This window comes from Streptomyces sp. Je 1-4 4N24 (genome assembly GCF_026239515.1).
Classification (GTDB): domain Bacteria; phylum Actinomycetota; class Actinomycetes; order Streptomycetales; family Streptomycetaceae; genus Streptomyces; species Streptomyces nigrescens.
In genome coordinates this window covers 3,626,677-3,653,562 of the sequence record NZ_CP110836.1, presented here as the reverse complement: position 1 = coordinate 3,653,562, position 26,886 = coordinate 3,626,677, and the positions used below count along the sequence as shown (strand labels likewise).

Below are 26,886 nucleotides of genomic sequence, written 5' to 3'. Positions count from 1 at the left end.
CGCCTGCGGCGGGCGGGTGGGTGTCGGGTGCGGTGACGGGCCTCCGGGGCCTGGTGTGTGGACTGCTTCGCTTTACGTCCACACACCAGGCCCCTCCGGCCCGTCCCCTCCTGTTGGGGGAGTAGTGGCGGTGGGTGGGGGCGGGCGTCCGTAGGCGGCGCTTTCACTTCTGCTTCGCGAGGAGCAGTGGACCACCGGCGGGCACCCCCACCAGCCGTTTTTCCCACCCACCAACGGGAGGGGACGGGCCGGAGGGGTAGGGGTGTGGGACGTAAAGCGAAGCAGTCCCACACCCCTACCCCGGAGGTCCGTCACCGTACCCGACAGCCCCGCGCAGCGGACCGGCCCGCCGCAGGCGCCACGGCGGGGACCCGCAAGCATCACCCGCGCCCAAGCCCCGCGCAGCGGACCCGCAACGGCGAGCAACAACCACGGCGGGAAAGCCGAAAACGTGGGAAGCCTGCTTACCGCGCCGCGAGGCCGTCGTACCCGTCGATCTCCCGCGGGCTGCGCGTACGGGGCCCTACGTACCGGGCCGACGGCCGCACCAGTCGGCCCGTCCGCTTCTGTTCGAGGATGTGCGCGCTCCAGCCCGCCGTACGGGCGCAGGTGAACATCGAGGTGAACATGTGGGCCGGGACCTCGGCGAAGTCCAGGACGATGGCGGCCCAGAATTCGACGTTGGTGGCCAGCACCCGGTCCGGGCGGCGGCTGCGCAGCTCCTGCAGCGCGGCCTTCTCCAGGGCCTCGGCGACCTCGAAGCGGGGGGCACCCAGTTCCTGGGCGGTCCGCCGCAGCACTCGTGCACGGGGGTCCTCGGCGCGGTAGACGCGGTGGCCGAAGCCCATCAGCCGGCCGCCCTTGTCCAGCGCCTGCCGGACGTAGGCGGAGGCGTCGCCGGTCCGCTCGACGTCCTCGATCATGCCGAGGACACGGGAGGGGGCGCCGCCGTGCAGCGGACCGGACATCGCGCCGACCGCGCCGGACAGCGCGGCTGCCACATCCGCGCCGGTGGAGGCGATGGCGCGGGCGGTGAAGGTGGAGGGGTTCATGCCGTGCTCGGCGGCCGAGGTCCAGTAGGCGTCGACGGCCTTGACGTGCTGGGGGTCGGGCTCGCCGCGCCAGCGCTTCATGAAGCGCTCCACGATGGTGTCCGCCTTGTCGATCTCCTTCTGCGGCACCATCGGCAGGCCCGGCCCGCGGGCCGACTGGGCCACGTACGACAGCGCCATCACCGCGGCGCGGGCGAGGTCGTCACGGGCCGTCTGCTCGTCGATGTCCAGGAGCGGCTTCAGGCCCCATACGGGCGCGAGCATGGCGAGCGCCGACTGCACATCGACCCGGATGTCACCGGAGTGCACCGGGATCGGGAAGGGCTCCGCGGGCGGCAGGCCGGGGTTGAACGCGCCGTCGACCAGCAGTCCCCAGACGTTTCCGAAGGACACCTTCCCGACGAGATCTTCGATGTCGACACCGCGGTAGCGGAGCGAACCGCCTTCCTTGTCCGGCTCGGCGATCTCCGTCTCGAACGCGATGATTCCTTCGAGCCCGGGTACGAAGTCGGACATCAGGCAGCTCCTCAAGATGGGGACGGCAAACGGTCCGTGACCGGCTGCCGTGCGGTCGAGTCTCTGGTGTGCGGTGCCGGTGCGGTTCCGCGGCTGCGCCGGCAGCTCGCGGTCCGTACCGGTCACCCCGGTGATGCCCCGCCAGGGGGTGGGTCACGCGACGGTCTTGTCCGCGGTGGTCGGTCCGCGGGCGGCCAGGTGCGCTGTGGTGCGCCCTTCAGGCCGGACGGACACGATAGCTCTCTGCGCCCGGGGTCCACAGGGGGCCTGCCCCTGATTGTGGCGGGTCCCTCACCTGCGGGGAGGCGTGCGACCCGCACACCGGTCGATCTGCCGACGGGAGGGTTACGGCCGGTCGACGAGGGGCAGACTTCCGCCCCTCCCGGCTGACCGCGTCCGACCGGGTGTTGCAAGATGAGGCCGTGCACCCAGCCGACGCGCCTCATGGCGAGACCCCCGACCCCTCTTCCATGCGTGCCCACTACCGCGCCGAGGGACTCGTCGAGTCCGACCTTGCCGCCAGCCCGTACGACCAGTTCGCGCGCTGGTTCAAGGACGCGACGGTGGCCGGTCTGCACGAGCCGAACGCGATGGTCGTCTCGACGGTGGACCCGGCGGGCCGGCCGAGCTCACGGACCGTGCTCCTGAAGGCGTTCGACGACCGCGGCTTTGTGTTCTTCACGAACTACAACAGCCGGAAGGGCCGTGAACTGGCCGAAAATCCGGCCATCTCGCTGCTGTTCCCCTGGCACCCCCTCGCCCGTCAGGTCGTGGTGACCGGCGCCGCGGAGCGCATCGGCCGGGACGAGACCGCCGCCTACTTCCGCACCCGCCCGCACGGCTCCCAGCTGGGCGCCTGGGCCAGCGACCAGTCCGCACGGGTCGGCTCGCGCGAGGAACTGGAGCGCGCCTACGAGGAATTGGCGGCCCGCTACCCGGAGGGCGAGCAGGTGCCGGCGCCGCCGCACTGGGGTGGCTATCGGATCGCCGCCGAAACGATCGAATTCTGGCAGGGCCGGCTCAACCGGTTGCACGACCGGCTGCGGTACGTGCGGGAGGGCGACGCCTGGAGCGTGGAGCGCCTGGCGCCCTGAGGGCGGGGCCGGTGCCCCCTTGCCGGGCCGCGGGGCGTCTGTCATACGCAGACGCAGACGACCCGCGGGCTGTTTCCTCCGCGCTCGGTGGCGCGAAGGGCCGGTCGGACGAACCGGCAGCCCGCGGGTCGGGTGACTGCTTGGGATTGGCCGGCTGCGCATCTGCAGTATGCGCTGGTCCGGCGCTGCACTTCGGTGAAGCGACGGGCCGCTAGCCCGCAGCCACCTCACGCGTCCGGTGCGAAATCATCTGCCGAACCACCTCCCTTCTCGTGTGCTCCACACATTAGGAAGCCGTCCGGCCGCACACAAGGGAATTTCCCGTTAGCAACGATTTCCGCGAATCGGGTGTGTGCTGTGTCACGTTCCAGTTGAATGTTCCCAGGTGGAGCATGTGTGGCCGCGTTCATAAGGGGTGCCAGTGACTGCTTCGTCAGCTTCTTCCGCCGCGTCGGCCTCGGCGCGCTGCGCCGCCGACGAGACCGATGACTCGGGTCTGCTCGCCGCGCTCCTGGACGGTATGGACGCCGCCCTGGCCGCCTTCGCCGCGGATGGCACGGTCACCCACTGGAACCACGAGGCCGAGCGCATCCTGGGCTGGACCACCGCCGAGGCTGTCGGCCGTACGGGCCTGACCGGCTGGGCGGTCCGCAAGGAGGACGCCGACGGGATCGAGGCCGCGCTGGCGGCCGCCATGCGCTCCCCGGGCCGCCAGGTCCATGAGTTCGCCCTGCTGACCAAGGACGGCCACCGCGTCCTCGTCCGCACCCAGTCCTCCGCGGTCCGCGCTCCCGGCGGCCGGGTCGTGGGCGTGTACTGCGCCTTCAGCGAGGTGCACACCCAGATGGACCTGGAGCGGTCCATCGCGCTCAGCGAGGCGCTGTTCGAGGACGCGTCGTGGGGCGTGGTGCTGATCGACGCCGATCTGCGGCCCGCGGTCGTCAATGCACACGCCGCCCGCGCCCTGGGCGTGGGGCGCACGGCTCTGCTGGGCCGCCCCCTGGGCGAACTGCTGGCGCAGGGCGTCGAGGAGCTGGAGTGCGCCCTGCAGCACGTCCTCGCCGAGGGCGCGCCGCCGGCCGCCGCCGAGCTGTGGGTGACGCTGCGCTCCGCGGAGGCCGAGGTGCCGCGCCGGTGCTGGCGCAGCGGCTTCGTCCGGCTGGCCTCCCCGCTGGCGGAGGAGCCGGTACCGCTGGGCGTGGCCTGGCTCTTCCAGGACGTCACGGACGCCAAGCGCGCCGAGCGGGAGAACTCCCTGCTGCGCTTCCGTGCCCAGCAGCTGCACCGGGCCGGCCGGGCGGCCGCGGAGTGCCCGGACCCGGCCGGGGCCGCCGCGGTCCACCTCGACTTCGCGCTGGCGGGCTTCGCCGACCACGGGCTGGTCGATCTCGCCACGACGCCCGCGCCGGCCCCGTTCGGGGCGGTCGCCGAGGGCGATGCGTTCGACGCGTACGCAGTGGAGGGTGTGGACGGTGTGGAGGGCGCCGGGGGCGGGGGTGGACCGTTGTCCGGTGCCGGGGCCGCCGACGTCACCGGTGCGGGGGCCAGGCGGCGTGCGCGAGCGGGCGCGCCCCGTCTGGTGCGGACCCTGGTGTCCCCGGCCGGTTCCCCCGGGCCGTCCGAGACGCTGGCGGCGAACGGCATCCCCGCGCCCTATGTGCCGGGCCATCCGGCGCTCCAGGCGTACGAGCGGCGCGGTTCGGTGCGTACCAGCGCCGGGCCCGCCTCGCCCGAGGGCTGGGCGGCCGCCCGTAATTGGCCGGACGGCACCGTGCACGGGCTGTGTGTGGTGCTGTGCAGCCGCGGCCGCAGGCTCGGCGTCGCGACCTTTCTGCGGGCGCCCGCGCGCCGTCCGTTCGACCGCGCGGACGCGGACTACGCGGAGGAGGTCGCGGCCCGGATCGCCGCTGCCCTGGATCTCGCGGGCGCGGCCGCGCGCTGAGAGCGCCCGCCGCTCACTGCCGGTAGAAGATCCGGTCCGCGTACGCGCCCATCACCTGGGCATTCCACTCGTGCCCGCCGTCGACGTTGCCGGACCGCAGCAGTGGCGGGTCGATGCCCCGCTCGGCGAGCGTGCCCGCGGCCGTCGCCACCACGGCCTGCATGATCGCGCTGGTGACGACCGTGGAGGCGGGGGCGAACGGCGCGTCGATGCCCGGCAGCGTCAGCTCCGCGTCGCCGACCGGGATCCGGCTGTCGAGCACGAGATCGCAGTGGTCCCTGAGGAAGTCGCCGGAGGCGTGCCGGGAGGTGGTCGCGTCCGCGTACGCCACCGATGTCACGCCGATGACCTTGATGCCGAGGGCGCGGGCGTGCAGGGCCATCTCGACGGGCAGCGCATTGCGCCCGGAGAGCGAGATGATCACCAGCACATCGCCCGGCTCCAGCGGGCTGGTGTCCAGGACGGCCGCGGCCAGCCCGTCGACCCGCTCCAGCGCGCTGCCGAGGGTCGCCGGCCGCACGTCCACGCCGACCACGCCCGGGACGGACAGCAGATTCATGATCGCCAGCCCGCCCGCGCGGTAGACCGTGTCCTGGGCGGGGAGCGAGGAGTGCCCGGCACCGAAGGAGAAGACCCGGCCGCCCGCCGCGACGGTGTCCGCGATCAGCGCTCCGGCCGCGGCGATCCGGTCGCCTTCCGCGTCGCGGACCTGCTGCAGCAGGCCGATCGCGGCGTCGAAGTACTTCCCGGCCAGCCGGTCGCTCCGGTCGCTCTCAGCCATGTCCGCGGGCCCCTCTCGTCGGATCTCGGCGTTTCTGATCAGTGGCGCGGATCACGTTGCGGTCTGGACCAGTGCCCTGTCAATACGGCTGAGAGGGTCCGGCGAATGGACGAGGCGGCACCGTTGTCAGTGGGATGCGTCAGAATTGAGTCCAGGGCCACCGCACCACACATCGAGGGGCACGCATGTCCGGACTGATCGACACCACGGAGATGTATCTCCGCACCATCCTCGAACTGGAAGAGGAGGGTGTGGTCCCCATGCGCGCCCGCATCGCGGAGCGGCTCGAACAGAGCGGCCCGACGGTGAGCCAGACGGTGGCGCGCATGGAGCGAGACGGCCTGCTGCAGGTCGCGGGCGACCGGCATCTGGAGCTGACGGAGGAGGGCCGGCGGCTGGCGACGCGGGTGATGCGCAAGCACCGCCTCGCCGAGTGCCTGCTCGTCGACGTCATCGGGCTCGAATGGGAGCAGGTCCACGCCGAGGCCTGCCGCTGGGAGCATGTGATGAGCGAGGCGGTCGAGCGCCGCGTCGTGGAACTGCTGCGGCATCCCACGGAGTCCCCGTACGGCAACCCCATCCCGGGGCTGGAGGAGCTGGGCGAGAAGGCCGGGGGCGACCCGTTCCTGGACGCCGGCATGGTGAGCCTGATGGATCTGGACGCCGGGGCCGACGGCAAGACGGCCGTGGTGCGCCGGATCGGTGAGCCGATCCAGGCGGACGCCCAGCTGATGTACACCCTGCGGCGGGCCGGTGTGCAGCCGGGCGCGGTGGTGAGCGTGACGGAGTCGCCGGCCGGGGTGCTGGTCGGCAGCAGCGGCGAGGCCGCCGAGCTGGACTCCGAGATCGCCTCGCATGTCTTCGTGGCCAAGCGCTGAAAGCAGTTTCGGCTGTTTTCTTTTCCGCACTCCCGTCCGTACGTCACCTCCGAGCCCGCTGAGCTGCGCTGACGCGCTGTTCGGCGGGCCCGGCAAGTTCTTTCCCGCTGAACGGACTTGTGCGAATCCGTGCGATACGGCCGGTCTCGTGCCACCCTGACGCATGGCCATGCATCGGCCTGTCCTGGCCAGGGAGGGGGCTCGGATGCATCCACTTGCTCGGGAGACAGTCAGGGCCCCGGCGCTGCGAGCAGCCGGGGCCCTGCCTCCCCATGTCCCCCACCCAAGACCCGGAGCCCCGAGCTCCCAGGGTCTGTCCCCACGGGCCCCCTTCCCGGTAGGGCCCGCCTCCCGGCAGATGTCTCCCCGTGGCGGGCGCGGCCAATCCTTGAGCGAGGTCACTCGAACGAGGGGTGTTCCGCGTCGGAACGGCGCGTTCGAATAGGGGTTCGATAGTGTGGAGCTGCTCAAGGGACGATTGGGGGTGCCAGGGCACATGGTGCGGCGCATCGATGTAGCAGGGGCTGATGGCGTGCGTCTCGCCGCCTGGGAGTTCACCGACCCGCCCAAGATCGGCGGCGGGCTGGAGGAGGGCGAGCAGCGGCCGGGCGTGCTGCTGCTCCATGGCCTGATGGGGCGCGCCTCGCACTGGGCGGCCACCGCACGCCGCCTGAGCGCCCGTCACCGCCCGGTCGCGCTGGACCAGCGGGGCCACGGCCGCAGCGAGAAGCCCGCCGAGGGGCCGTATGACCGCGAGGCGTATGTCGATGACGCCATCGCCGCCATCGAGCAGCTCGGCCTCGCCCCGGTCGCCCTTGTCGGGCATGCCATGGGCGCCCTGACGGCGTGGCAGTTAGCGGCCCGGCGCCCGGATCTGGTCAGTGCGCTGGTCATCTGCGATATGCGGGCGTCGGCGCTCGGCGCGGCCTCGCAGCGCGAATGGACCGAGTGGTTCCGGTCCTGGCCGGTGCCCTTCGCCACCCTCGCGGATGTCCGTAAGTGGTTCGGCGAGGACGATCCGACCCTGGAGCGGCCCAGACCCGCCCGCGGGGAGTTCTTCGCCGAGGTGATGGCCGAGCGCGCCGACGGCTGGCGGCCTGTCTTCTCCCGCCGGCAGATGCTCAGTGCCCGTGAGACCTGGGTCCATGACGCCCATTGGGAAGAGCTCGCCCAGGTGCCGTGCCCGGCCCTCGTGGTCCGCGGCCTCGATGCCGAACTCGGCCGCGCCGAGGCCCAGGAGATGGTCCGGGTCCTGCCCCGTGGTGCCTACGCCGAGATCCCCGACGCCGGGCATCTGCTCCCGTGGGAGCAGCCCGACGCCTGGTGCGCCGCCATCGAACCGTTTCTCCAGGCGGCCACGATGCCGAAGTAGAAGCCCTCTGCCGTGCGCCAGGGCTCCCGGGGGCCCTGGCGCACGGCATCCGGCATGCCGCCGGCTCAGCCGGCGTTGTCGAACTTCCAGATCAGCGGGGAGCTGCCCTCGCCGGTCCAGTGGACCTCCACGGACTTCGCGCCCTTGGGGATCATGTAGGTCTGGCAGACGGTGTGGCTCTGCCCCGTCTTCCAGTTCTCGATGTCGATGGTGTCCTCGCAGCCCGGACCGTCCTCGGCGGCACCGATGAGCAGACCGCCGCGCTGGCCGTCCGCGTAGATCTCGGACTCGTCGGCCACGTCGGGCGATTCCTTGACGACACCGCCGCCCTTGTTCGTGTACTTCACCCATGCGGTGGCGGCCACCAGGCCCTTTGCCCGCTTCGGGTCCGAGACCAGCTTCTTGGTCTCGGCCTCGGTGCTCACCTTCACCTTCTGTGCGGCGACCTCATAGGTGATGGTGCCGTCCTCTTCCTTGAACTTCCCCGTACCGCCCTGACCGGGCTTCAGTTCTCCGCCGCCCGCCGGGGCCGACGAGCCCTTTTCCGTCTTGGGTGCGTCGTTCTCGGTGGTGGTGGTGCTCTTCTTGTTGCCGCCACAGGCGGTCAGTGCCAGCGCCAGTACGGCAACGGGCGCGGCGGCGCGCAGCAAAGCGGTCTTCTTGTGCAGCACAACATTCTCCTAGCAGGCGTTCTCCCCCGTCGCACAACACGGTTCCCCGTGTGTTCCGCGAACGGCTGTGTGAGCGGAGCATAGGAGTGGGCTTTCGGATTTGTCGAAACATTGCCGTGAGTGGGAATCGGGACCGCCCTTGGCGATTCGCGTGAAATTCCCGAAAAGGCTGGGGTGTTCCCCTGAGTGTTTGTCCAATTGGCGGTGAATTCCATGTGATTGCTGTGTCACATCAATTGACGGAATCTTCCAAGTGAGGGCGCGTCACATGGGGGCAGGGGCGGCACGGGCGGCATGGGGGCACGAGACGGCACGGGGCATGGGGTGGCGTGGGCCGGCGGGCGTGGCCGGCATGCCACGTCGGCGGGGTGTGGGGGCAGGGCCCGAAGCCGTGTGCCGGTCAGTCCTGTGTGCGGGTGAAGTCGCCGCGCTGGACCCGCCCGGCGAGGGAGTCGGCGGCGCCGCCCAGTAGTGAGCCATAGCCGGTGGCCGCCCAGAGGCTGTCCTCGGCGGGGACCTCGAAGTACGGCACCGGGCGGCCGTCCCGCCGGTCGGTCAGCACCTCCGGGGCACGCCGGGTGCGTACCGCCCGCAGACAGGTCTCGCAGGCGGCGACCCGCAGCTGCTCGCGCCGGCCCAGCGGGCGCCAGGGTATGCGGCGCACGGCCGGGCCGTGCAGGGGATGGAAGAAGCACAGCGGGAGCGCGCCCGCGGCCGCGGAGAGGGCCGCCCGGCCCTCGGCGACCAGCGCGAACACCCCTGCCAGGTCCGGGACTCCACGCGCCCGGTCCAGGACCGCGCCGGCCGCGGCATAGGCGTCGAGCGCCCGCTCGACGGCTGCCGCGGCGCCCTGTGCGGTGCGCGCCTCCTCTCCCAGCCGTACGACCTCCTCGGCGGCACGGTCACGCAGCCCCGCCTCGTCCGCCTGCCGGGCGGCGGCGAAGACCGAGCGCGGCAGCGCGAACGGCGTCGAGAGGTCCCGCAGCCGCGAGCGGCGCCGCAGCAACAGCCCGACCGCGGCCAGCAACAGCACCGGCCCGACGACGAGGGACAGGAGCCGTACGAAGGGGGAGCCGTGCGCGGACGCGGCCTTCGTGCCCGCGCCGTCCGCCGTGTCCTGCGGGGGCTTCGAGGTGCCGAGACCGGCGGTGGCCCGCGCGTACACCGTGTCGCCGTTGCCGGCCTCGATGATGTCGATCGCGCGGGCGACCCGCTTCGCCGGCCCCGCGCCCTTCATGTCCTTCTGGAAGAAGACCGCCGCGGCGGCGTGGAACGCCTGATGCGCGTCAGAGGGCCACTCGCGGGCGGCGATGTCATCGGGGTAGTTCCCGAGCGTGATGAGGATGGACGGGCCGCCGCCCATCCGGTCATGGACCACCTCGGCGAGCTGCTCCGGTTTGCCGCCCCAGCTGTCGCCCTCGACCAGCGGCACCAGCGCCACCCGGATCGGCAGCCGGCTCCGCCGGATCCGCGCGGCCAGTTCCCGCTGCTGTTCCGCGTCGACGGCGGAGGTGAGGGACGGGTCGACATGGACGGGGGAGCGGCGCAGCGCATCGGCGATCTTCTGCCCCGGGCTCTCGGCGGCCGCACTCGGCGCCGCGGTGCCGCACAGCAGCGCGACGGACGCGGTGCCGAGGGCGACGGCCCTGCGCAGCCGGCGGGTGGTGGCGGAGGCCCGCTGCGGACCGGCGGGGTGAACGAGGTCAGTGCACACCGAAGTACTCCCGTACATCGAGGGTGAGTTGATCGATTCCGACGCCGTCGCCGAGCGCCGCCAGCGGTCCCGTCAGCGTGGGGTACGCGGCATACGCGCCGCGTCCGCCGCTCCCCGGAGAGCGCAGCCGCAACACCGGGCCCGGCGTCACCCGGCACGTCTCGCACACCGGCAACGACCGCGCCGGGCCGCCGGCGGGCCGTCCCGGTGCGGGTCTGCGGGCCGCGCCGTGCAGCGGATTGCGATGGCAGACATACCGCGCGGCGGCCGGTTCCTCGATCGCGGTCCGTCCGGCGCGGGCCAGCACCACGGCACAGGTGAGGCCGACGGGCGTGGCATCGGCGTCGATCCGGCCGTCGCTGTCGCCGTCGACCAGCAGCGCCGCGGCGTCCAGGCACTCCCAGGCCCTGCGCCGGGCCTCCTCGGGCAGCGAAGCCGAAGCCTCCAGGGCGGCGGTGAGGGCATCGAGATCCTGCCGGGCGGTGCGCCGCAGCCATGCCGGCGTGGGCCGGTCCGGCGCTGAGGGGGCCGCTGCGCCACCCGCTCCCCGGCCCGCCGGTCTCCCGCGCCGGACCAGCCGGCGGGCGAGAGCACGGGCCGCCACGACCAGCCCGAAGACCAGACCCGCGGCGAAGGTGCCGAGGACCATCCCGGCTTCGAAGTCCCCGGTGAACAGACCGGGCAGCGCCTTCTCCTCGACGGGGTCGGCGGCGGGCGGCGGGTCATAGGGCCTGCCGCCCGTCCTGGCCCGTGGAGCCTTGTCGACATACGTCAGCAGCTCGTCCAGATGACGGCCGAGCTGCTCCTCGGCGGGCCCGGTGTAGGTGAGGTCGCGCGGACGGTTGACGAGGTAGCTGTCGTCGATGCGGGTGCTGTAGTTGACGAGTTCGATGACGCCGGTCGCCGGGTCGGCGAGCACCATGAGGACATTGCGGTGCAGCCGGTCGTGCACCTCCTTGGCCAGCAGCTCCTTGCTGCCCCCGGACTCGTCGTCCGGCGGGGTGGGCACGGCGGCGATCACCACCGGAACGTCCAGCTCCCGCAGCCGCTTGCTGAGGTGGGCGCGCTCGGTGCTGTCCAGCGTGGACCGGCTCTCCGGATCGAGGTAGAGCGGGTCGCGGCGCAGTCCGGCGGACACCCGGTCGATCCGGGCCCGCATATCCGCGGCCGTGGGACGGGAGCCGTCACCACTGGTCGTGTCGTCGAAGATCTGGGAGGCGGTGAAGGCGACCAGCCCGCCCAGCACGGCGGCACCCAGCATCAGGGGCAGCAGCCGCTCGCGGGGGAACGGTCCGGGACCGCCAACCGGCCGCTGCCGGCCGCTCCCCGTCGTGCGGCCACCGGCCGTCCGGCCCCCGCCCTGCGGACCACCTCGCGCCCCCGGTCCCCGCACCGGTCCGCCCGCTGCCGCGGCCCGCCGCACCCGGCGCCGCTGCAGGGCATGGACCGTCACCAGCAGCACGGTCAGGGGAATGCCGAGGACCGCGATGCCCGTCACAAGGCTCTGGTTCTCGCGCTCGGTGGTGTCGGTGTGCAGACCGGGGGGCTCGTCGAGCCCGCCGTCGTCGTATGCGGCGCGCGCCTCCTCGGCGCGCTGATGCGCCTCCCCCGAGGTGACCACGTCGACGAAGTGCCGGAACACCTCGCGGGGCGTGGCGTCGTACGGCATCGCGTACACCGCTTCCGTGACCGCGTCCGCCGTGCCGGGCAGGTCCACGCCGTATGTCTGCGCCGCCTCCAGGCCCGTGTCGCTCAGGGCGACATACAGGCCCTTGCGTCCCAGCCGGTCATGGACACCGGCGAGCAGACCGTCCGCGGCGGTGCCGTAGGAGGCGTGCGGCAGGACCATGACGTACGTCGGCACGCCCAGCCGCCGGGCCTCCCGGGCGAAGGCGGGCGCGGTCGACCGGGGGACCTCGCGGGGGATCTGGTCGCTGACGTGGACCGGGCTCCTGCGGAGCTGCTCGGCGAGGTAAGCGAACTGGGTCGGGCCGCCGGGTGCGTGGGGACCGGCCGGCGCCGCCTGCACCGCCCCGGCGCAGAACAGCACCGTCAACCAGCCCGTCACCAGCGTCAATCCGGCGCGCAGCACCGCCCCCACCACCCTTCGTCCAGGTCGTGAATGACGCTACCGCCACCGCGCGCCGGCCGGTGGGGCCTGTGGACAACTCCACGGCGAGGCCGCCGGGGCCCGGCCGGCGCGGGTGCTCAGCCCTTGCTGACGGCCCCCAGAATCTCCGGCAGCCGCCCCGCCACCCGCGGTGCCGCCAGCCGCAGCCCCAGCACCGCGATGCCCACGCCGTAGACCACACCGGCCGGCAGCAGCACCCACAGCAGGTGGTGCAGGCCCGCGACATGAAGCCAGATCGTCAGGCCCAGCAGCGGTGCGCACAGCACGGCACCCGCCACGACCCCGCCGAAGAGACTGAACCAGGCGATCGCGCCCTGCCCCGGCGCGACGTTCTTGTTGCCCTCCGAGGGGATCGAATACGGGAAGAGCGCCGACGACAGCGCCCCGGTGGCCAGCAGGGCGCCCAGCACCGCCAGCGAGAGCCCGTACACCTCCAGGAACGCCGACCACGGCCCGATGAGCGCCGCGCTGCCGATGACGACCAGCGTGACGTACGGGACGGCCACCAGCGCCAGCGCCAACGCGCGGGCGCGCAGCTCCTGATAGGCGTCCCGCGGGGTGGCGATCGTCGAGGCGACCATCCAGAACGCCGAGGTGTCCTGGCCGAACTGGTTGTACATCTGCAGGCCGAGCAGCGTGGCCGCCGAGAACGCGGTGTAGATGCTGCCGTTGCCCTGGACGGCCGAGATGACCGGTACCAGCAGTCCGGCGGCGAGCGCGGTCGCCCACGACATCTTCGACTTGGGGTCGCGCCATCCGTAGCGCAGCGAACGGAGGATGACCGTGCCGGTGCGCCCGCGCGACAGCAGCCGCGCAAGGCCCCGCTCCCCGCTGCGGCGTGCGCTGTCCTTCTCCACCGCCTGGAGGGTGGAGGAGTCCGGGGACGTCATCAGGGTGGTCAGGGTGCGCTGCCACCACCACAACAGCAGGACCAGCGCCAGCACCGTCAGCCCCAGGCCGGCCAGCGCCCGCCCGTACTCCCCGTGTCCGGCGTCGTCGACGGCGCCCACCGCGGACACCGGCGGCACCCAGCGCAGGATGTTGCCCAGCGGCTCCAGTACGGACAGGCCGTCCGGCCGACCCAGCTTCTGGGCGGCGACATTGACGCCCTGGGCGCCGATGGCGATGAACAGGCCGCTCAGCACGGCGAGATCGCGGCCCCGCCGGCTGGTCAGCAGCCGTACCGAGGCGGTGGCGACCGCCCGGGCCAGCGACACGCACACCAGCACCACCAGGACCACGGCCACCACGCCGACGGCCGCGGCGGCCGCCCCGTCCGCGACCGCGATCACCGAGCCGGTCACCAGCGCCAGGGTGACGACCGGGCCGATGCCGACGAGCGAGGCCACCAGCAGCGAGACGATCAGCGGCCGCGGCCGCAGCGGCAGCATGACCAGCCGGGTCGGATCGAGGGTCTCGTCACTCGCCGGGAAGAACAGCGGCATCGCCGCCCAGCCCAGGGTGAGGATCCCGGTGAGCAGCACGACCAGCGCGCCGACATGGGGGTTGCCGCGCAGCGCGATCAGCCCCACCACGACGCCCGAGGCGAACAGCAGGCCCACGATGACGGACGAGACATACGCCAGCGTGCGCCCGGTCGACTGACGCAGCCCGTTGCGCAGCAGCGTCAGCTTCAGCCGTACGAAGACGGCGGTCAGGGACGGTGCGGCGGCCGGCCGTGCGGCCACCGCAGCGGATTCGCTGCTCATCGGGCGCCGCCACCGCCCAGCCAGTCCAGGTTCGCTCCAGCGCCCCGGTCGTTCGCGCCGACGAGTTCGAGGAACGCGTCCTGCAGCGAGGGCGCCGCGCCGCGCACCTGCGCGAGCGGGCCGTCCGCCCGGATCCGCCCGGCGGCGATCACCGCGACCCAGTCGCAGAGCGACTCGACCAGTTCCATCACATGGCTGGAGAAGATCACCGTCGCGCCGGAGGCGGTGTAGCGCTCCAGTACGCCGCGGATGGTCTGCGCCGACACCGGGTCGACGCCTTCGAAGGGCTCGTCGAGGAAGAGGACCTCGGGGTTGTGCAGCAGCGCCGCCGCCAGCCCGATCTTCTTGCGCATACCGGTGGAGTAGTCGACCACCAGCTTGTGCTGCGATCCGGCCAGATCGAGCACGTCCAGCAGCTGAGCGGCCCGCTTGTCGACCTCGTCGCCCGGAAGACCGCGCAGACGCCCTATGTAGCCGAGGAGTTCGCGGCCCGACAGCCGCTCGAAGAGCCGCAGCCCCTCGGGGAGCACCCCGATCCGGGACTTGACGGACACCGGGTCCCGCCAGACGTCGTGGCCGCCGATCTCGACCAGCCCGGCGTCCGGCCGCAGCAGGCCCGTCACCATGGACAGGGTGGTGGTCTTGCCGGCGCCGTTGGGGCCGACCAGTCCGATGAAGCGGCCGGCGGGCAGCGTCAGATCGATGCCGTTGACGGCGATCTGCTCGCCGAACTTCTTCCACAGGCCCTGGATGCGGACGGCGGGCGGGCCGGCCGCGCCGCCCCCGGGGGCCGCGGCCGGCCCGCCCGCAGAAGCGGCCGTGGTGCGCTGCGGCGGTGCCGATGCGCCCCGCTCATCGATGTCTTCCGGCTCGTTCGCCACCGGTCCTGCCCTTCGACGTCCCCGCAGGGGCCGGTCCCGACCCCCGTCGGCATCCCACGATACGGGCGGATACCGGGACGGGGCGGGACTGTGGACAGCCTGGGGACAAGGGGAGCGGACCGGTCAGGGATCAGCGCGCCCGGAGAGCGACCGCGTCCCGTGCGCAGGCATAGGCGAGCGGGCTGATCAGCTCCTCCGCGTCCGGCAGCCAGCGGTTGGCGGGGGTGGGGCGGCGCGCCCACTGCACCGAGCCGTGCGCGCCCACCCGGGTCGGCGGTGCGGCGATGTACTCGCCCTCGCCGCGGCAGATCAGATCGAGCGCGGCCGGCGCCCAGCCCAGGGCGCGTACGAGGGCGGGCACCTTCACCGAGGCGCCGGGGAGGACGAGGAAGAGCATCCGGCGGTCGGGGGTGCGGGTGACCGGGCCGAGCGCCAGCCCCATCCGCTCCATACGGGCCAGCGCCAGACAGCCCGCGGTCTCGGGCACGTCGAGCGCCTCGAACGTCCGGCCCGTCGGCAGCAGGATCGAGGCCCGCGGCTGCTTGCTCCACATACGGCGGACGGCGGTCGCGGTGCCGCTGGCCTGTCCGGCCCAGCCGGGGCCGGTGGGGTGCGCGCCGGGTGCCGCGCAGTCGCCGGCGTCGCACGAGCAGCGCGGTGTCTCACCGTCGTGCTCCAGCCATGCGCCGGGGAACACGTCCCAATGCCGTTCTTCCGCGTAACGCACCGCAGTGTCGAGCAGCTGCTCGCCGCGCTGCACGGGGATTTGCGAGGCTCCTGTGACTCCGATGGTCTCTTCCACGCTGAGGACAACTTCCGCTGTCACCAAGGGTTACGGCTCAGGGGTGAACCCCCCGGCGCATCGTTCTCGCACGTGGGGCGCATGGGTGCACCGGTGGGGGCGCGTATGCGGGCGGGGCCCGAGGAACGGGTAACCACCTGCCTGACGGGCGGAGGGACCGCCCGGCGGCAGTCCGAAGTGCACCCGGGGGGAGCCCGGCACGGCGGCGCCGCGATCTGTGCACGGCACCGCGCAGCCTTCCCCACCCGTGAACGGCGTTCGGCACCGAGGAAGCACCGGACAGGGCGCAAAGCGCTCATAACCGAGCAACCTCTGCAACGCGCATATCACAACGATCCCTCCAATCGCGCATATTCCGGATCTCTCGGATATCCGGCATATTCATGGGGAATCGATCACGGGGAGCGGCGTTCGACGGTGAACGCACAGCGGTACACAGGGGGTACAAGCATGGCCGCCAGGCCACTCGTCGCACGGCAGCCCAACGAACGGCTGCAGGCGCTGATCCAGGAAGCCGCCTGTTCCAACGCGGGGCTCGCCCGCCGCGTCAACATGTGCGGTGCGGAACACGGTCTCGACCTCCGCTACGACAAGACCTCCGTGGCCAGATGGCTGCGCGGGCAGCAACCACGGGGCCGCGCGCCGGCCGTCATCGCGGAGGCGCTGGGGCGCAAGCTGGGGCGCACGGTCACCATCGACGAGATCGGGATGGCCGACGGCAAGAACCTCGCGTCCGGAGTGGGGCTGCAGTTCTCGCCGACGGTCCTCGGGGCGATCGAGCAGGTCTGTGAGCTGTGGCGCAGCGATGTCGGCCGGCGCGACTTCCTCAGTGGCTCCACGGTCGCGGCGTCCGCCCTGGTGGAGCCCAGCCGTGACTGGCTGATCACCGGGGCGGACACCCAGGTCGCCCGGAACGCCGGTGCCCGGGTCGGGATCTCGGACGTCGAGGCGGTCCGCGCCATGACCACGGCGCTCAGCGAGCTCGACCACCGTTTCGGTGCCGGACACGTCCGGCCGGTCGTCGTGCACTACCTCAACAGCGTGGTCTCGGGGCTGCTGGCCGGCTCGTACCGTGAGTCCGTCGGGCGGGAACTCTTCGCCGCCGTCGCGCGGTTGACCGAACTGGGCGGCTACATGGCCGTCGACACCGGCCAGCCCGGTCTCGCCCAGCGCTACTACATCCAGGCGCTGCGGCTGGCCCAGGCGGCCGGTGACCGCGGCTACGGCGGCTATGTGCTCGCCGCGAGCATGAGCCATCTCGCCGCCTCGCTCGGCAATCCACGGGAGATCGCCCAGCTCGCGCGCGCCGCGCAGGAAGGCGCCCGCGGTCATGTCACACCGCGCGCGGAGGCGATGTTCTGCGCGGCGGAGGCCCGCGGACATGCGCTGATGGGCGACGGCCGGGCCTTCCAGGTGGTGGCGGGCCGGGCGGTCGCCGCGATGGAGCGCGCCGACGCGGCCGCCGAAGCGGGCGACGACCCGGTCTGGATCGCCCACTTCGACCAGGCCTACCTGGCCGATGAACTCGCCCACTGCCACCGTGATTTGGGGCAGCCGGGACCCGCCGCACAGCGGGCGCAGGAGGCGCTGGACGGGCATCCGGCCGGCCGCGCCCGGCGCCGGGCCATCGGTCTGCTGCTGCTGGCCGGCGCCCAGGTACAGCAGCGCGAGGTGGAGCAGGCCTGCCATACGGGCACCCAGGCGGTGGAGCTGCTGGGCGGGCTGCGTTCGGACCGTGGCGCGGAGTATCTGGAGGACTTTCAGCTGCGTTTGGAGCCTTATCGGGACGAACCGGTGGTGCGGGAGTTCAGCGCGCGACTGGAGCTGCGGGCCACTGCGGCGTGAGTCTGGAGCTGCGGGCCACTGCGGCGTGAGTACCGCCCCAAGACGGGGCGGCGACTGGTTTGTCGTGCCACGTCGGGTTTGTCGTGGGACGCCGGACGACTCGGACGGCGGGGCCCGCCCGGGGCGTTCCGGGGGCGGGCAGGGGCGGTGACCAGGCGACGTGGTCGAACGTTGCTGCGACCCGGTAGCGTGCAGCCGACGATTCCGTAGGTCTGCACGTTGGTAGGAGTCACGGTGACGCAGAGCGGACAGGGTCACGACCCGCAGAATTCTGCGGCCGGTCCCGCGCGAGAGGGCATTGTGCTGCCCGCCAACGGTGAGCCGTGGGTGCCCGACCAGCAGGCCGCGCCGCCGGCCGGCCAGCCGTGGGGCCAGCCCTGGGGACCCGGCCAGCAGGCCGCCCCCGCCCCGCAGCCGTACGGCGAGGCGCCCGCCCAGGGCCAGCAGCCCGCCGCACAGCAGGGGTACGACCAGAGCCCGCAGCAGGGCTACGGTCAGGGCCCGCAGCAGGCGTACGCCCCGGCGCAGCCGCCGGCCCCGCAGGGTCTGGTGCCGCCGCAGCCGCAGGGCGGCCAGGGCTTCCCGCCGCCCCAGGAACAGCAGCAGGCGCCGCAGGCCATGCCGCCCTCGATGCCGCAGCAGGCGCCCCAGCAGCCCGCCGCACCGCAGCCGCAGACCGGCTTCGACGCCGAGGCGACGGCGCTGATGCCGCACGGCGCACAGCCCGGCCAGGGTGCGCCCGGCGCACTTCCGCCCGAGGGGCAGCAGTCGTACGGTCAGCAGCCCCCGCAGCAGTCGTACGGGCAGCAGCCCCCGCAGCAGCCGTACGGGCAGCCGGCCCCGCAGCCGCAGCAGGCCCAGTACCAGCAGCCGCAACAGGCCCAGCAGCCTCAACAGCAGTACGGGCAGCAGCCCCAGGGCCCGTCCGGCGAGCTGGTGCGGGCGACCCCGCAGACCGGTGCGCCGCTGCCGCCCGCCTCGGGCGACGCGGAGGCCACCGCGCTGATACCGCCCTTCGACGCCCGGTCCGGCGGCCCCGGCGCCGCGCCGCTGCCGCCCGAGGCGGCCTCACGCCCCGAGACGCCCGACGAGTCCACGACCATGCTGCGCGCGATCAAGCCGACGCAGGGCGGGCCCCAGGGCCGGCCGATGCCGCAGTCCCAGCCGATGCCGGGCGCCCAGGGCGCGGGCGACGCCGAGGCGACCCAGCTCATTGCGCCGGTGGGCGCCGGTGCCCCGACCCCGCCGCCCGGCGCGCCCTACGGCGTGCGCCCCGGCGCGCCCGGGGACCGTCCCACCCCCTCCGAGTTCGACGGCCTGTTCCGAGACGGGCCGGGCGCGCCCGGCCAGGCCGGACAGACCGGCGCCCCGGACTCCACCGCGCAGCTGCCGCGTTTCGAGGACCCGGGCCGCCCGCCGTACGGGCAGCAGGGCCAGGGCTACGGACAGCAGTTCCCGCCCGGCGGCGGCTATGAGCCGAAGCCCACGTTCGACGACGGCGGCGACAGCGGACGCCGCCGGCTCGCCCCGGCCGTGATCGTCGGCATCGTCATCGTGGCGCTCGCGGGCGCCGGCCTCGGCCTCGGCTGGGCGCTGAGCGGCGGCAGCAGCGAGGACACCTCGAAGAAGCAGGGCTCCGGGGCCGACACGACGAAGGACGCCAAGGAGCCGGAGAAGCCGAAGCCGACCACCGACCCGGCCGAGGCCCAGGCCAAGGGTCTGGACGCGCTGCTGGGCGACAGCAACAACAGCCGCTCCTCGGTGATCGGCGCCGTCAACAGCATCAAGTCCTGTGACAACCTCGGCGGCGCGGCCAAGGACCTGCGGGCTGCGGCCGGGCAGCGCAACGACCTGGTGAAGCGGCTGCAGCAGCTGCCCGTCGACAAGATCCCGAACAATGACCGGCTGACCGCCGCGCTGACCAAGGCCTGGCAGTCCTCGGCGTCCGCGGACAACCACTACGCGGCGTGGGCCGGACAGGCCGCCGGCAAGAAGGGCTGCCACAAGGGCAAGGCCCGGGTCACCCGGCAGACCGCCCAGGGCAACGCGGCCAGCGGTCAGGCCACCACGGCCAAGAGGCAGGCGGCGCAGATCTGGAACCCGCTCGCCAAGAAGTACGGGCTGACGGAGCGCCGCCCCGAGCAGCTCTGAGCGCCGGACGGGCGGGCGCCGCCGCGCTCCAGACGGCCCGTTCCGGCGGCCCGCTCCCGGTGCCGCGCGGGCGGCGCGCCGGGCTGCCCGCCCCCCCCGCTCAACTGTCCGTGTGCCGCCGTTCCAGCGTCTTGGTGACGTTCACGAAGCCGTGCTGGGCGGCGACCAACTCGCCGTCCCGGACGACCTGGTAGGTCACCGTCCCGTTCACGATGCGCGGGAAGTCCTGGACGGCGAGCATGTCTTCCTCACGCCAGCGCAGCTTCGGGGTCAGTCCGCCGGTGTCGACGGCGCGGTCACCGCGGTCCAGCGCCGTCTGCAGGGCGTGCGGGGTGATGTCCTCGGCGCCCTCGTCATCGAGCTCCTCGATCAGCGAACGCAGCACGGTGTAGGCGATCCAGGTGGTCTGGGCGCCCTGGTCGGCGGGGTCGATGCGGTTGTCGTTGAACGCGAAGTCCTTGATGACCTTGCGCATCGGCTCCCAGCGCGAATCGCCGGCTGCCGGATACCAGCCGGTGATGTCCGCGCCTTCCAGCGGCCCGGATCTGCCGCCCGTACGGTTCACCAGCGACTGGCCGACGCTGCCGAGAACGGAGGCGACCCGCACCCTGGGGCTGTCCTCCTGCAGCCGCCGGAACGAGTCGAAGAACGCATCGGTGTGATCGCCGAGCGAGGCGGTCACACAGGAGCCGGCCGCTTTGCCGCCTGCTTCCGACGTGCCGTAGACGAGCGGGTCGGCGCCCACGTCGTCCAGGGCGCGGTTCACCTCGGTCGAGTAGTCGGTGCCGTCCTCGGGCGCCTTGATGTCCTTCGCCGGGTGCCGACTGCCGCTCTCCAGGCCGGAGTTGAGCAGGGACGGCATCTGGTCGCCCTGGATGGTGTCCGGGCGGACCAGCGCGACGCGGTTGCAGTCGCGCGCCAACTGGCGGCCGTTCCCGGCGAGCAGGGAGGCCTGCCCGCCGTTGACGGGGTAGGACAGCGGGCTCTCGAACTCCTCGTCCGAGGCGCCGTAGCCGCCGATGAAGGGGACGCCCTTGACCTCCAGCGGCGACAGGAACGAGCGGCCGAACTGGCTGTAGGAGCCGACGACGGCGACCGCGCCCCGGTCCACCGCGCGCTGGGCGCACTGGGCGGCGGACACCGAGTCGTTGCGCTCGTTGCAGGTCAGCACCCGTAGGTGATGGCCCCGGATGCCGCCCCGGGAGTTGACCCAGCGGGCGTAGGCCTGCGCCATGGCCGGCATACCCGGCATATTGGTCGCCTTGGTGCCCTCGGGTGCCCAGGTCATCACCGTGACCGGGTCCTTCTCCCCGGAGTCCCCCGAGGCTCCGGGGAGGGAGCCGCAGCCCGAGAGCAGTGACGCGATGACCGCCGTACATGCCACCGCCGAAGCGACCGCGGGAGCATGAGGAAAAGGGCGGGGGGAGGAGCGTCGCCGTCCGGTCATGACACCGCAGCCTTCCGTCCTGCCAGGAACGGGTGAGTGACGACAAGGCAACGGATGGTGACGTACAGGTGAATTCCGGGGGGCCGCTTGAGATCATCCGCGCGGAACGTACGATCCAATACTGTGCAAGGTTCGGAGAAGTCTTCCCGTCGCGGCCGCCGCTCGACCACCATGGGCGGTATGCCACTCAACGACATGCCGTGGTGGCGCTGGCGCAGCAATGTGCGCTCCGCGCTGCACATGCTCTCCGACCCCGCCTTCCAGCAGGAGACCTGGCTGGCCGGCCGGCCCGGGTACGGAGATGTCACCGACGCCGTCTACCGGCTCGTCGAGGACACCTGGCTGGACAACTGGTCCGCCGAGAAGTACATCGGCACGATCTTCCGGGACGCCCAGGAGGCACAGCTCGTCGATGTCGCCGTCCTGCGCGTGCTGCGGATCATGCACCAGGTCGGTGCGGACGCCCCGGTCGCCGCGTACATGGCGCACCAGGGCTGGCCGGAGGCCGTACACGCGGCCCGTGAGGCCCATGTGCAGCTGGCCGCCGCGGACGGCGAGGACCCCGATGCCGCGCCGCGCTCGCTGGAGGTGCTGGCCATCATGACCGGTCAGGCGGACGCCCCGGCCTGACCTGCTCCGCAGGTGTGCGACCCTATGAGGTCATGAGCGAGTCGCAGCCCACCACCCAGCCCGGTCCGCACGATCAGTACGTCCTCACCCTGTCCTGCCCGGACAAGCAGGGCATCGTGCATGCCGTGTCCAGCTACCTCTTCATCACCGGCTGCAACATCGAGGACAGTCAGCAGTTCGGCGACCACGACACCGGGCTGTTCTTCATGCGGGTCCACTTCAGCGCGGACACCTCGGTGAGCGTCGACAAGCTGCGGGCCAGCTTTGCGGCGGTGGGCGACTCCTTCGGCATGGACTGGCAGATCCACCGGGCCGACGAGAAGATGCGGGTCATCCTGATGGTGTCCAAGTTCGGGCACTGCCTCAACGACCTGCTGTTCCGCTCCCGCATCGGCGCGCTGCCGGTGGAGATCGCGGCCGTGGTCTCCAACCACACGGACTTCGCCGAGCTGGTCGGCTCGTACGACATCCCCTTCCACCACATTCCGGTCACCCGCGACACCAAGGCCGAGGCCGAGGCGCAGCTGCTGGAGCTGGTGGCGGCGGAGAACGTCGAGCTGGTCGTCCTCGCCCGCTATATGCAGGTGCTCTCCGACGATCTGTGCAAGGCGCTGTCCGGCCGGATCATCAACATCCACCACTCCTTCCTCCCGAGCTTCAAGGGCGCCAAGCCGTACCACCAGGCGCACGCCCGCGGGGTGAAGCTCATCGGTGCCACCGCGCACTACGTCACCGCGGATCTCGACGAGGGCCCGATCATCGAGCAGGAGGTCGAGCGCGTCGGCCATGAGGTCACGCCGGACCAGCTCGTGGCGATCGGCCGGGACGTGGAGTGCCAGGCGCTGGCGCGGGCCGTGAAGTGGCACAGCGAGCGCCGGGTGCTGCTGAACGGCAGCCGGACGGTCGTCTTCGCGTAACGGCCGGAATACCTTCCGCACCGTTCACGCCGGAATACCTTCCGCACCGCTCACGTTGTGGCCCCGAGGGGGCGCTCGGACCCCCTACGGGACATGTTCGACCGCCCCCTACTGGCAAGCCGCCCCTGCCGGCGAGGGCTAAAGGCGGGACAGCGACGCGGTCGCGAACAGCACATCGCGGATCGCGTCGCGTTCGCCGTTCTGACCGGCGGCGGCCTCCTCGGGGGAGATGTGGCCGGCGGCCAGCTGGCAGAACTCGGCGCTGTCCAGGGCGATATGCGCGACGGTGCGGTCCGGGGTGCCCAGGGCGGCCGGTGAGTCCAGCGCTATGTACCAATGGCCACCGCCGTTGCCCTCGACCTCCAGATGGAGCGTACGGCCCGGGGCGCCCGCCTCGACCAGCCGCTGCGGCGGCGCGGCGAGCCCGGCCCGGCGGCGGTCGGCCAGCGCACTGGGCAGCAGCCGGGCGGCGAGGTCGACCATCTGGTGGAGATGCCCGGCGGCCGGGGGAACGTACGGGTAGTCCACCGCCTCCGCGATATCGCCGGCGTGGACCCAGCACTCGAAGGCGCGGTCCAGGAACGAGTCGCGCAGTGCGAGCCGGAAGTCTCCGTACGGGACGGCGAGTTCGGCGACCTTGCTGCCGGCGAACGACACCTGACTCATCAGCGCGTAGCTCTGGTCGCGCCACGGTGCGTGGATGGCGAGCGGATTCTGCTTCTCGTCCGCCGCGCGCCAGAACGTTTCCGTACGGATGAGGGGGTCCGGGGTGCCGGGCGGGGCGGCGGTGCCGAGCGGGTCGGTCAGCCCGAGCGCCGTCGCGACCAGGCCGTCCACCGCCATCAGATGCCCCATGACACCGGCGACGGTGGTCTCCCGCTCGACCGGGCGCTCGCCCTCGAACCAGCGCAGCCGCACCGGGGCGCGCCACTCCGCCTCGCCCATGTCACGCAGCAGCGCATCGAGTTTGGCGGTCTCCGCGTCGTACGGCGACGCCCAGTCGGGCACCGGGATACGCGCCGGCCGCCGGCCCAGACAGCCCTCCAGGACGCGGGAGCGCAGCAGCGGATCGAGGTCGAGGCTGTCGGCGGGATGCAGCAGTCCGACGGCATCGCGCAGCCGCAGCGCCTCGTCCGCACAGGAGGCGCAGTCGGTCAGATGCGCCTCGACGGCGGCCGTCTCCTCGGGGGAGCAGGCCGACAGCGCCCAGGCACCGAGCAGCGACTTGAGGATCCGGTGCGGCGGGGCCGGATCCGTGTCGGGGACGGGCAGGGGCGCGGCGGGCGGCTCGGACCCGGGCCCGGCGTCCGGACGGGGGCCGACGGGGTCGCTCACCGGGTCGCTCGCCGGGTCGGGGACGGGCGCCGGCGGAGTGTCCGGAAGGGGGCCGTGGTCCTCGGCTGCGGAGCGCGGGGACGGTATCCGCGGCCGCTCACCGGGGCTGCCGGGCAGCTCGCGGCCGTCCCACTCGTCCGGGCCCTTCACCGCGCCCGTCCATGGCCCGGACCGGGCGGTGCGGAGGTTCCCGGGCCGGTGTGCTGGGTGTGCGGCGGGAGCGGGCCGCGGGGAGCGTGCGGCGCGGTGGGGGAGGAGCGCGGGGCGCGTGCGGTGTACGAGGCGCGGTGGCCGGGTGGCAGGGCCTGGTGGTGATGGGCGGTGGAGAGCAGCTGGAGGCCCAGGCGGAGCCGGCGCCGGGCCTCGTCCTCCGTGACGCCGAGGTCGGCGGCGGTCTGGCGGTAGTCCCGGCGCTGGAAGTACGCCAGCTCCAGTGCGGCCCGCAGGGGCGCGGGCATGGACGTGACGATGTAGTCGGCGCGGGCGGCGGTGGAGGCCTCGCGGATCTTCTGCTCTATCTCGGCGGGCGCCGGGGCACCGTCTCCGCAGTCGCGCGCCGAGGCCGCCTCGGTCTGGCGTAGCCGCTGGACGGCCTGGTGGCGGGTGACACCGGCGATCCAGGAGCGCAGCGGGCCCTGCTTGGGGTCGTAGGAATCCGGGTGTTCCCAGATGTAGGTGAACACCTCGCGGGTGAGGCGGTCGGCGGCGTCCTCGTCGTCCAGGACACGGTGGGCGAGGCTGTGCACGAGCGAGGCGAAGCGGTCGTAGAGCTCGCCCAGCGCCGCCGCCTCGCCGTGGGCGAGCCGCTGTTGCATCCGCCTGTCCCAGCGCGGTGGCGCGTCGTGTCCCATCGGAACCCCATCCCTGCCCGTCGCCTCCGGGCTCACTCCTCAGCCGTCACTCCTGCACACGCGCTCACGCCCGGAGCTGTGCGCACGATCACGGAAACCACCGTGCCATCGAATGTAGTGCGCGGGTCTGACAACGCACGCTCCTTTGCGGCAAACCGAGCCCCGAGGGGGACGGTGATGGTAAAGACCTCGCGAGGAAGGGTCTCGCTTTGTGGCGATACTGCCCGATCGAAGCGGATCGATGCCGATCGTGGGTGTCCGCATACGGTGATGTGTTATCCGTGTGTGACCGGATGTCGGCGAAAAGGTGCGGCCGCTGGGGCATAGCCTTAAGCGGACTGCCTGTTGCGCCAAGGATTCGGAAGAGTTTCAGGGGAGAGAGGCCGGGCAGTCGAGGCGGGGAAGGATGAGTTCCGGATGCAATCGGGCCCATCCGGTCCAAAAGCGAGCGAAAGGCTTCGAGCGCGTGTCGTTGAAGGTGGCAGAGGACGAACAGGGCCCATGGGCCGTACTCCAGGTGTCCGGGGAGATGGACCTGGTCACGTCGCCAGCGGTGCGCCAGCATGTGCACGACGCGGTGGCGGACGGCCGGAGATCGCTCGTACTCGACCTCTCCGAGGTGCGGTTCTGCGATTCCAGCGGTGTCGGTGTGCTGATCGCCGCCCGCCGTCTGATGCGCTCCTGTCAGGGGCGGCTGCGGCTGATCCTCCCCGCCCAGGGTGCCGTGGACGGCTCGCACGTCAACCGTGTGCTCGCCGCGCTGGGTGTCCGCCGGCTCTTCGAGGTCTACCCGGACCTGCACACCGCCGTCGACGAGGCAGCCGCACCGCTCTCCGCCTGAACGCGCCCGGGGCGCAGCCCTTCTGTCCCCGTATGTCCATCCCTGCCTGATTCACCCCGCTCCGTACGGAAACTCCGCCCGTACGACGAAGCCGCCGTCGGAGGTGTGACGCGCCTCCAGCGTCCCGCCGAGGCTCTGGGCGCGCTCGCGCAGCCCCACCAGCCCGTGCCCGCCCCCGGGAAGCGCGGGGACCGTCGCCGTCGCGTCCGGCGGCCCGTTGCGGATCTCCACCCGCAGACCGTGCGCCGCACGGCTCTCCTCGGCCCTCCCGGCCCCTCCGGCACCCTCGCCCCGTCCGGAACTCTCGCCCCGCACCGCGTCCATCGCATCCACCGGATCCACCCGTACCCGGACCCGTGCCCCCGGCGCGTGCTTACGGATGTTGGTGAGCGCCTCCTGGACCGTACGGAAGGCCGCCCGCTCCACCGTCTTCGTGCCGCTCGCGCCGGCCACCACACCGCCCTCGTACGTCACATCCAGCGCGCTCATCTCGATCAGTCGCGGCAACTCCTCCAAGTCGGGCTGCGGAGCCAGGCCGTCCGCCTCCGCCGCCTCGCCGCCGTCCGCCCGCAGTACACCCACCATGTGCCGCAGCTCCTCCAGGGTCCGCACGGACAGCTCCCGGATCGATATGGCACCCGCGCGCGCCGCCGCGTCCTCCGTACTGACCTGCACCGCCCCCGCCTGCAGGCTGATCAGGCTGACCTGATGGGCCACCACGTCATGCATCTCACGGGCCAGCCGGGCGCGTTCGGTGGTCTTGACCCGGTCCGCCAGCAGCCGGTGCTCGCGGCGCCGGCTGCGGGTCAGATCCTCGACGCGGGAGGCGAGTTCGCGGCGGGTGCGCATCAGCAGGCCCAGGGCGATCGGCGCGGCCGAGGTGACACAGGCGTCGATCAGCACCTGGGTGTTCTCGCGGTAGTCGGTGAGTACGAAGTCGGAGATCGGATACGGGAAGAAGTGCGCGGTGATCAGCAGCACCGCACACAGGCCGAGCCGCGCCCGGCCGGGCCGGCGGAGGGCCAGTGTGTAGAGCCCGATCATCGGCGCGAACCAGATGTAGCCGATGTAGAGCCCGGGGAGCGTGAAGAGGAAAACCAGCAGCGGGAAGCGCCGGCGCAGCACCAGGGCCGCCGCGGCCAGCATCGAGACGCCGACCTCCAGGTCGAGTTCGAGGCCGTTGACCAGCATCGCGTCGGCGAACGCCAGCAGCACCGGGACCACCACCGGGGCGAGGGCGCGCAGCCGCCGCACCGGCGCCCCGTGCGCCAGCGCCCGCCCCTTCGCCTCCCCGCGCGCCGCCACCGTCCCCGCGAGCGCCCGCAA

General features: G+C 72.6%; 21 protein-coding genes. 9 read left to right on the top strand and 12 right to left on the bottom strand.

Annotated features, from left to right (window positions below):
• Positions 1 to 464 precede the first annotated feature (464 nt).
• A complete protein-coding gene (locus SLV14N_RS15555; protein WP_208681427.1) occupies positions 465 to 1,568 on the bottom strand; it encodes a citrate synthase 2 in 1,104 nt (367 codons plus the stop codon).
• Positions 1,569 to 2,038: 470 nt separating this feature from the next.
• Between SLV14N_RS15555 and pdxH the strand changes: the two genes are divergently transcribed.
• Positions 2,039 to 2,662 (top strand): pyridoxamine 5'-phosphate oxidase, encoded by a 624-nt coding sequence (gene pdxH / locus SLV14N_RS15550; protein WP_208681426.1) that lies wholly within the window; start codon positions 2,039 to 2,041, stop codon positions 2,660 to 2,662.
• A gap of 520 nt (positions 2,663 to 3,182) precedes the next feature.
• Positions 3,183 to 4,604: a PAS domain-containing protein gene (locus SLV14N_RS15545; protein WP_259670759.1), complete on the top strand. Its 1,422-nt coding sequence runs from the start codon at positions 3,183 to 3,185 to the stop codon at positions 4,602 to 4,604.
• Positions 4,605 to 4,617: 13 nt separating this feature from the next.
• Here the strand turns inward: SLV14N_RS15545 and SLV14N_RS15540 are convergent, their stop codons facing one another.
• Complete coding sequence (locus SLV14N_RS15540) at positions 4,618 to 5,385, bottom strand: SIS domain-containing protein (RefSeq protein WP_263269709.1); 768 nt, start codon at positions 5,383 to 5,385, stop codon at positions 4,618 to 4,620.
• 185 nt (positions 5,386 to 5,570) lie between these two features.
• On the opposite strand from SLV14N_RS15540, the gene SLV14N_RS15535 reads away from it, so the two are divergent.
• Both SLV14N_RS15535 and SLV14N_RS15530 read left to right on the top strand, forming a co-directional pair.
• Positions 5,571 to 6,263 (top strand): metal-dependent transcriptional regulator, encoded by a 693-nt coding sequence (locus SLV14N_RS15535; protein WP_018089633.1) that lies wholly within the window; start codon positions 5,571 to 5,573, stop codon positions 6,261 to 6,263.
• Positions 6,264 to 6,759: 496 nt separating this feature from the next.
• A complete protein-coding gene (locus SLV14N_RS15530; protein ID WP_208681423.1) occupies positions 6,760 to 7,635 on the top strand; it encodes an alpha/beta fold hydrolase in 876 nt (291 codons plus the stop codon).
• 65 nt (positions 7,636 to 7,700) lie between these two features.
• Here SLV14N_RS15530 and SLV14N_RS15525 read toward each other — a convergent pair whose 3' ends face one another.
• The 6 genes from SLV14N_RS15525 to SLV14N_RS15500 form a co-directional block, all read right to left on the bottom strand.
• Positions 7,701 to 8,306: a hypothetical protein gene (locus SLV14N_RS15525; protein WP_263269707.1), complete on the bottom strand. Its 606-nt coding sequence runs from the start codon at positions 8,304 to 8,306 to the stop codon at positions 7,701 to 7,703.
• A gap of 400 nt (positions 8,307 to 8,706) precedes the next feature.
• Positions 8,707 to 10,020, bottom strand: a complete 1,314-nt coding sequence (locus SLV14N_RS15520; protein ID WP_263269706.1) for a hypothetical protein — start codon at positions 10,018 to 10,020, stop codon at positions 8,707 to 8,709.
• Positions 10,010 to 12,112 carry a hypothetical protein gene (locus tag SLV14N_RS15515; RefSeq protein WP_263269704.1) on the bottom strand — a complete coding sequence of 701 codons (2,103 nt, stop codon included), beginning with the start codon at positions 12,110 to 12,112 and terminating at the stop codon, positions 10,010 to 10,012. The genes SLV14N_RS15520 and SLV14N_RS15515 overlap by 11 nt, the downstream gene beginning before the upstream one ends.
• 116 nt (positions 12,113 to 12,228) lie before the next feature.
• Positions 12,229 to 13,860 carry a transporter gene (locus SLV14N_RS15510; protein WP_263269702.1) on the bottom strand — a complete coding sequence of 544 codons (1,632 nt, stop codon included), beginning with the start codon at positions 13,858 to 13,860 and terminating at the stop codon, positions 12,229 to 12,231.
• The gene (locus SLV14N_RS15505; RefSeq protein ID WP_263273168.1) at positions 13,857 to 14,612 is read right to left on the bottom strand and encodes an ABC transporter ATP-binding protein; all 756 of its coding nucleotides are present in this window, start codon (positions 14,610 to 14,612) and stop codon (positions 13,857 to 13,859) included. Before SLV14N_RS15505 ends, SLV14N_RS15510 begins: the two co-directional genes overlap by 4 nt.
• Before the next feature lie 259 nt (positions 14,613 to 14,871).
• Entirely contained in the window at positions 14,872 to 15,543 is a 672-nt protein-coding gene (locus SLV14N_RS15500; RefSeq protein ID WP_208681419.1) for a bifunctional DNA primase/polymerase, read from the bottom strand.
• Between the two features lie 450 nt (positions 15,544 to 15,993).
• Between SLV14N_RS15500 and SLV14N_RS15495 the strand changes: the two genes are divergently transcribed.
• Together SLV14N_RS15495 and SLV14N_RS15490 are read left to right on the top strand one after the other, a co-directional pair.
• Positions 15,994 to 17,388 (top strand): transcriptional regulator, encoded by a 1,395-nt coding sequence (locus tag SLV14N_RS15495; protein WP_127152593.1) that lies wholly within the window; start codon positions 15,994 to 15,996, stop codon positions 17,386 to 17,388.
• A 234-nt stretch (positions 17,389 to 17,622) separates the two neighbouring features.
• Positions 17,623 to 19,539: a hypothetical protein gene (locus tag SLV14N_RS15490; RefSeq protein ID WP_317633707.1), complete on the top strand. Its 1,917-nt coding sequence runs from the start codon at positions 17,623 to 17,625 to the stop codon at positions 19,537 to 19,539.
• A 100-nt stretch (positions 19,540 to 19,639) separates the two neighbouring features.
• Here SLV14N_RS15490 and SLV14N_RS15485 read toward each other — a convergent pair whose 3' ends face one another.
• Complete coding sequence (locus SLV14N_RS15485; RefSeq protein WP_208681418.1) at positions 19,640 to 20,986, bottom strand: ABC transporter substrate-binding protein; 1,347 nt, start codon at positions 20,984 to 20,986, stop codon at positions 19,640 to 19,642.
• A 171-nt stretch (positions 20,987 to 21,157) separates the two neighbouring features.
• Between SLV14N_RS15485 and SLV14N_RS15480 the strand changes: the two genes are divergently transcribed.
• Together SLV14N_RS15480 and purU are read left to right on the top strand one after the other, a co-directional pair.
• The gene (locus tag SLV14N_RS15480) at positions 21,158 to 21,616 is read left to right on the top strand and encodes a hypothetical protein (protein WP_208687899.1); all 459 of its coding nucleotides are present in this window, start codon (positions 21,158 to 21,160) and stop codon (positions 21,614 to 21,616) included.
• 32 nt (positions 21,617 to 21,648) lie between these two features.
• On the top strand, positions 21,649 to 22,533 hold the full coding sequence (gene purU / locus SLV14N_RS15475) for a formyltetrahydrofolate deformylase (RefSeq protein WP_018089621.1): 885 nt from the start codon (positions 21,649 to 21,651) through the stop codon (positions 22,531 to 22,533).
• Between the two features lie 138 nt (positions 22,534 to 22,671).
• Here the strand turns inward: purU and SLV14N_RS15470 are convergent, their stop codons facing one another.
• Together SLV14N_RS15470 and SLV14N_RS15465 are read right to left on the bottom strand one after the other, a co-directional pair.
• A complete protein-coding gene (locus SLV14N_RS15470) occupies positions 22,672 to 24,018 on the bottom strand; it encodes a zf-HC2 domain-containing protein (protein ID WP_263269700.1) in 1,347 nt (448 codons plus the stop codon).
• Complete coding sequence (locus SLV14N_RS15465; RefSeq protein WP_208681416.1) at positions 24,015 to 24,719, bottom strand: RNA polymerase sigma factor; 705 nt, start codon at positions 24,717 to 24,719, stop codon at positions 24,015 to 24,017. Before SLV14N_RS15465 ends, SLV14N_RS15470 begins: the two co-directional genes overlap by 4 nt.
• 466 nt (positions 24,720 to 25,185) lie before the next feature.
• On the opposite strand from SLV14N_RS15465, the gene SLV14N_RS15460 reads away from it, so the two are divergent.
• Entirely contained in the window at positions 25,186 to 25,560 is a 375-nt protein-coding gene (locus SLV14N_RS15460; protein WP_026169623.1) for an STAS domain-containing protein, read from the top strand.
• Positions 25,561 to 25,611: 51 nt separating this feature from the next.
• Here the strand turns inward: SLV14N_RS15460 and SLV14N_RS15455 are convergent, their stop codons facing one another.
• Positions 25,612 to 26,832 (bottom strand): sensor histidine kinase, encoded by a 1,221-nt coding sequence (locus SLV14N_RS15455; RefSeq protein WP_259670757.1) that lies wholly within the window; start codon positions 26,830 to 26,832, stop codon positions 25,612 to 25,614.
• Positions 26,833 to 26,886 lie beyond the last annotated feature (54 nt).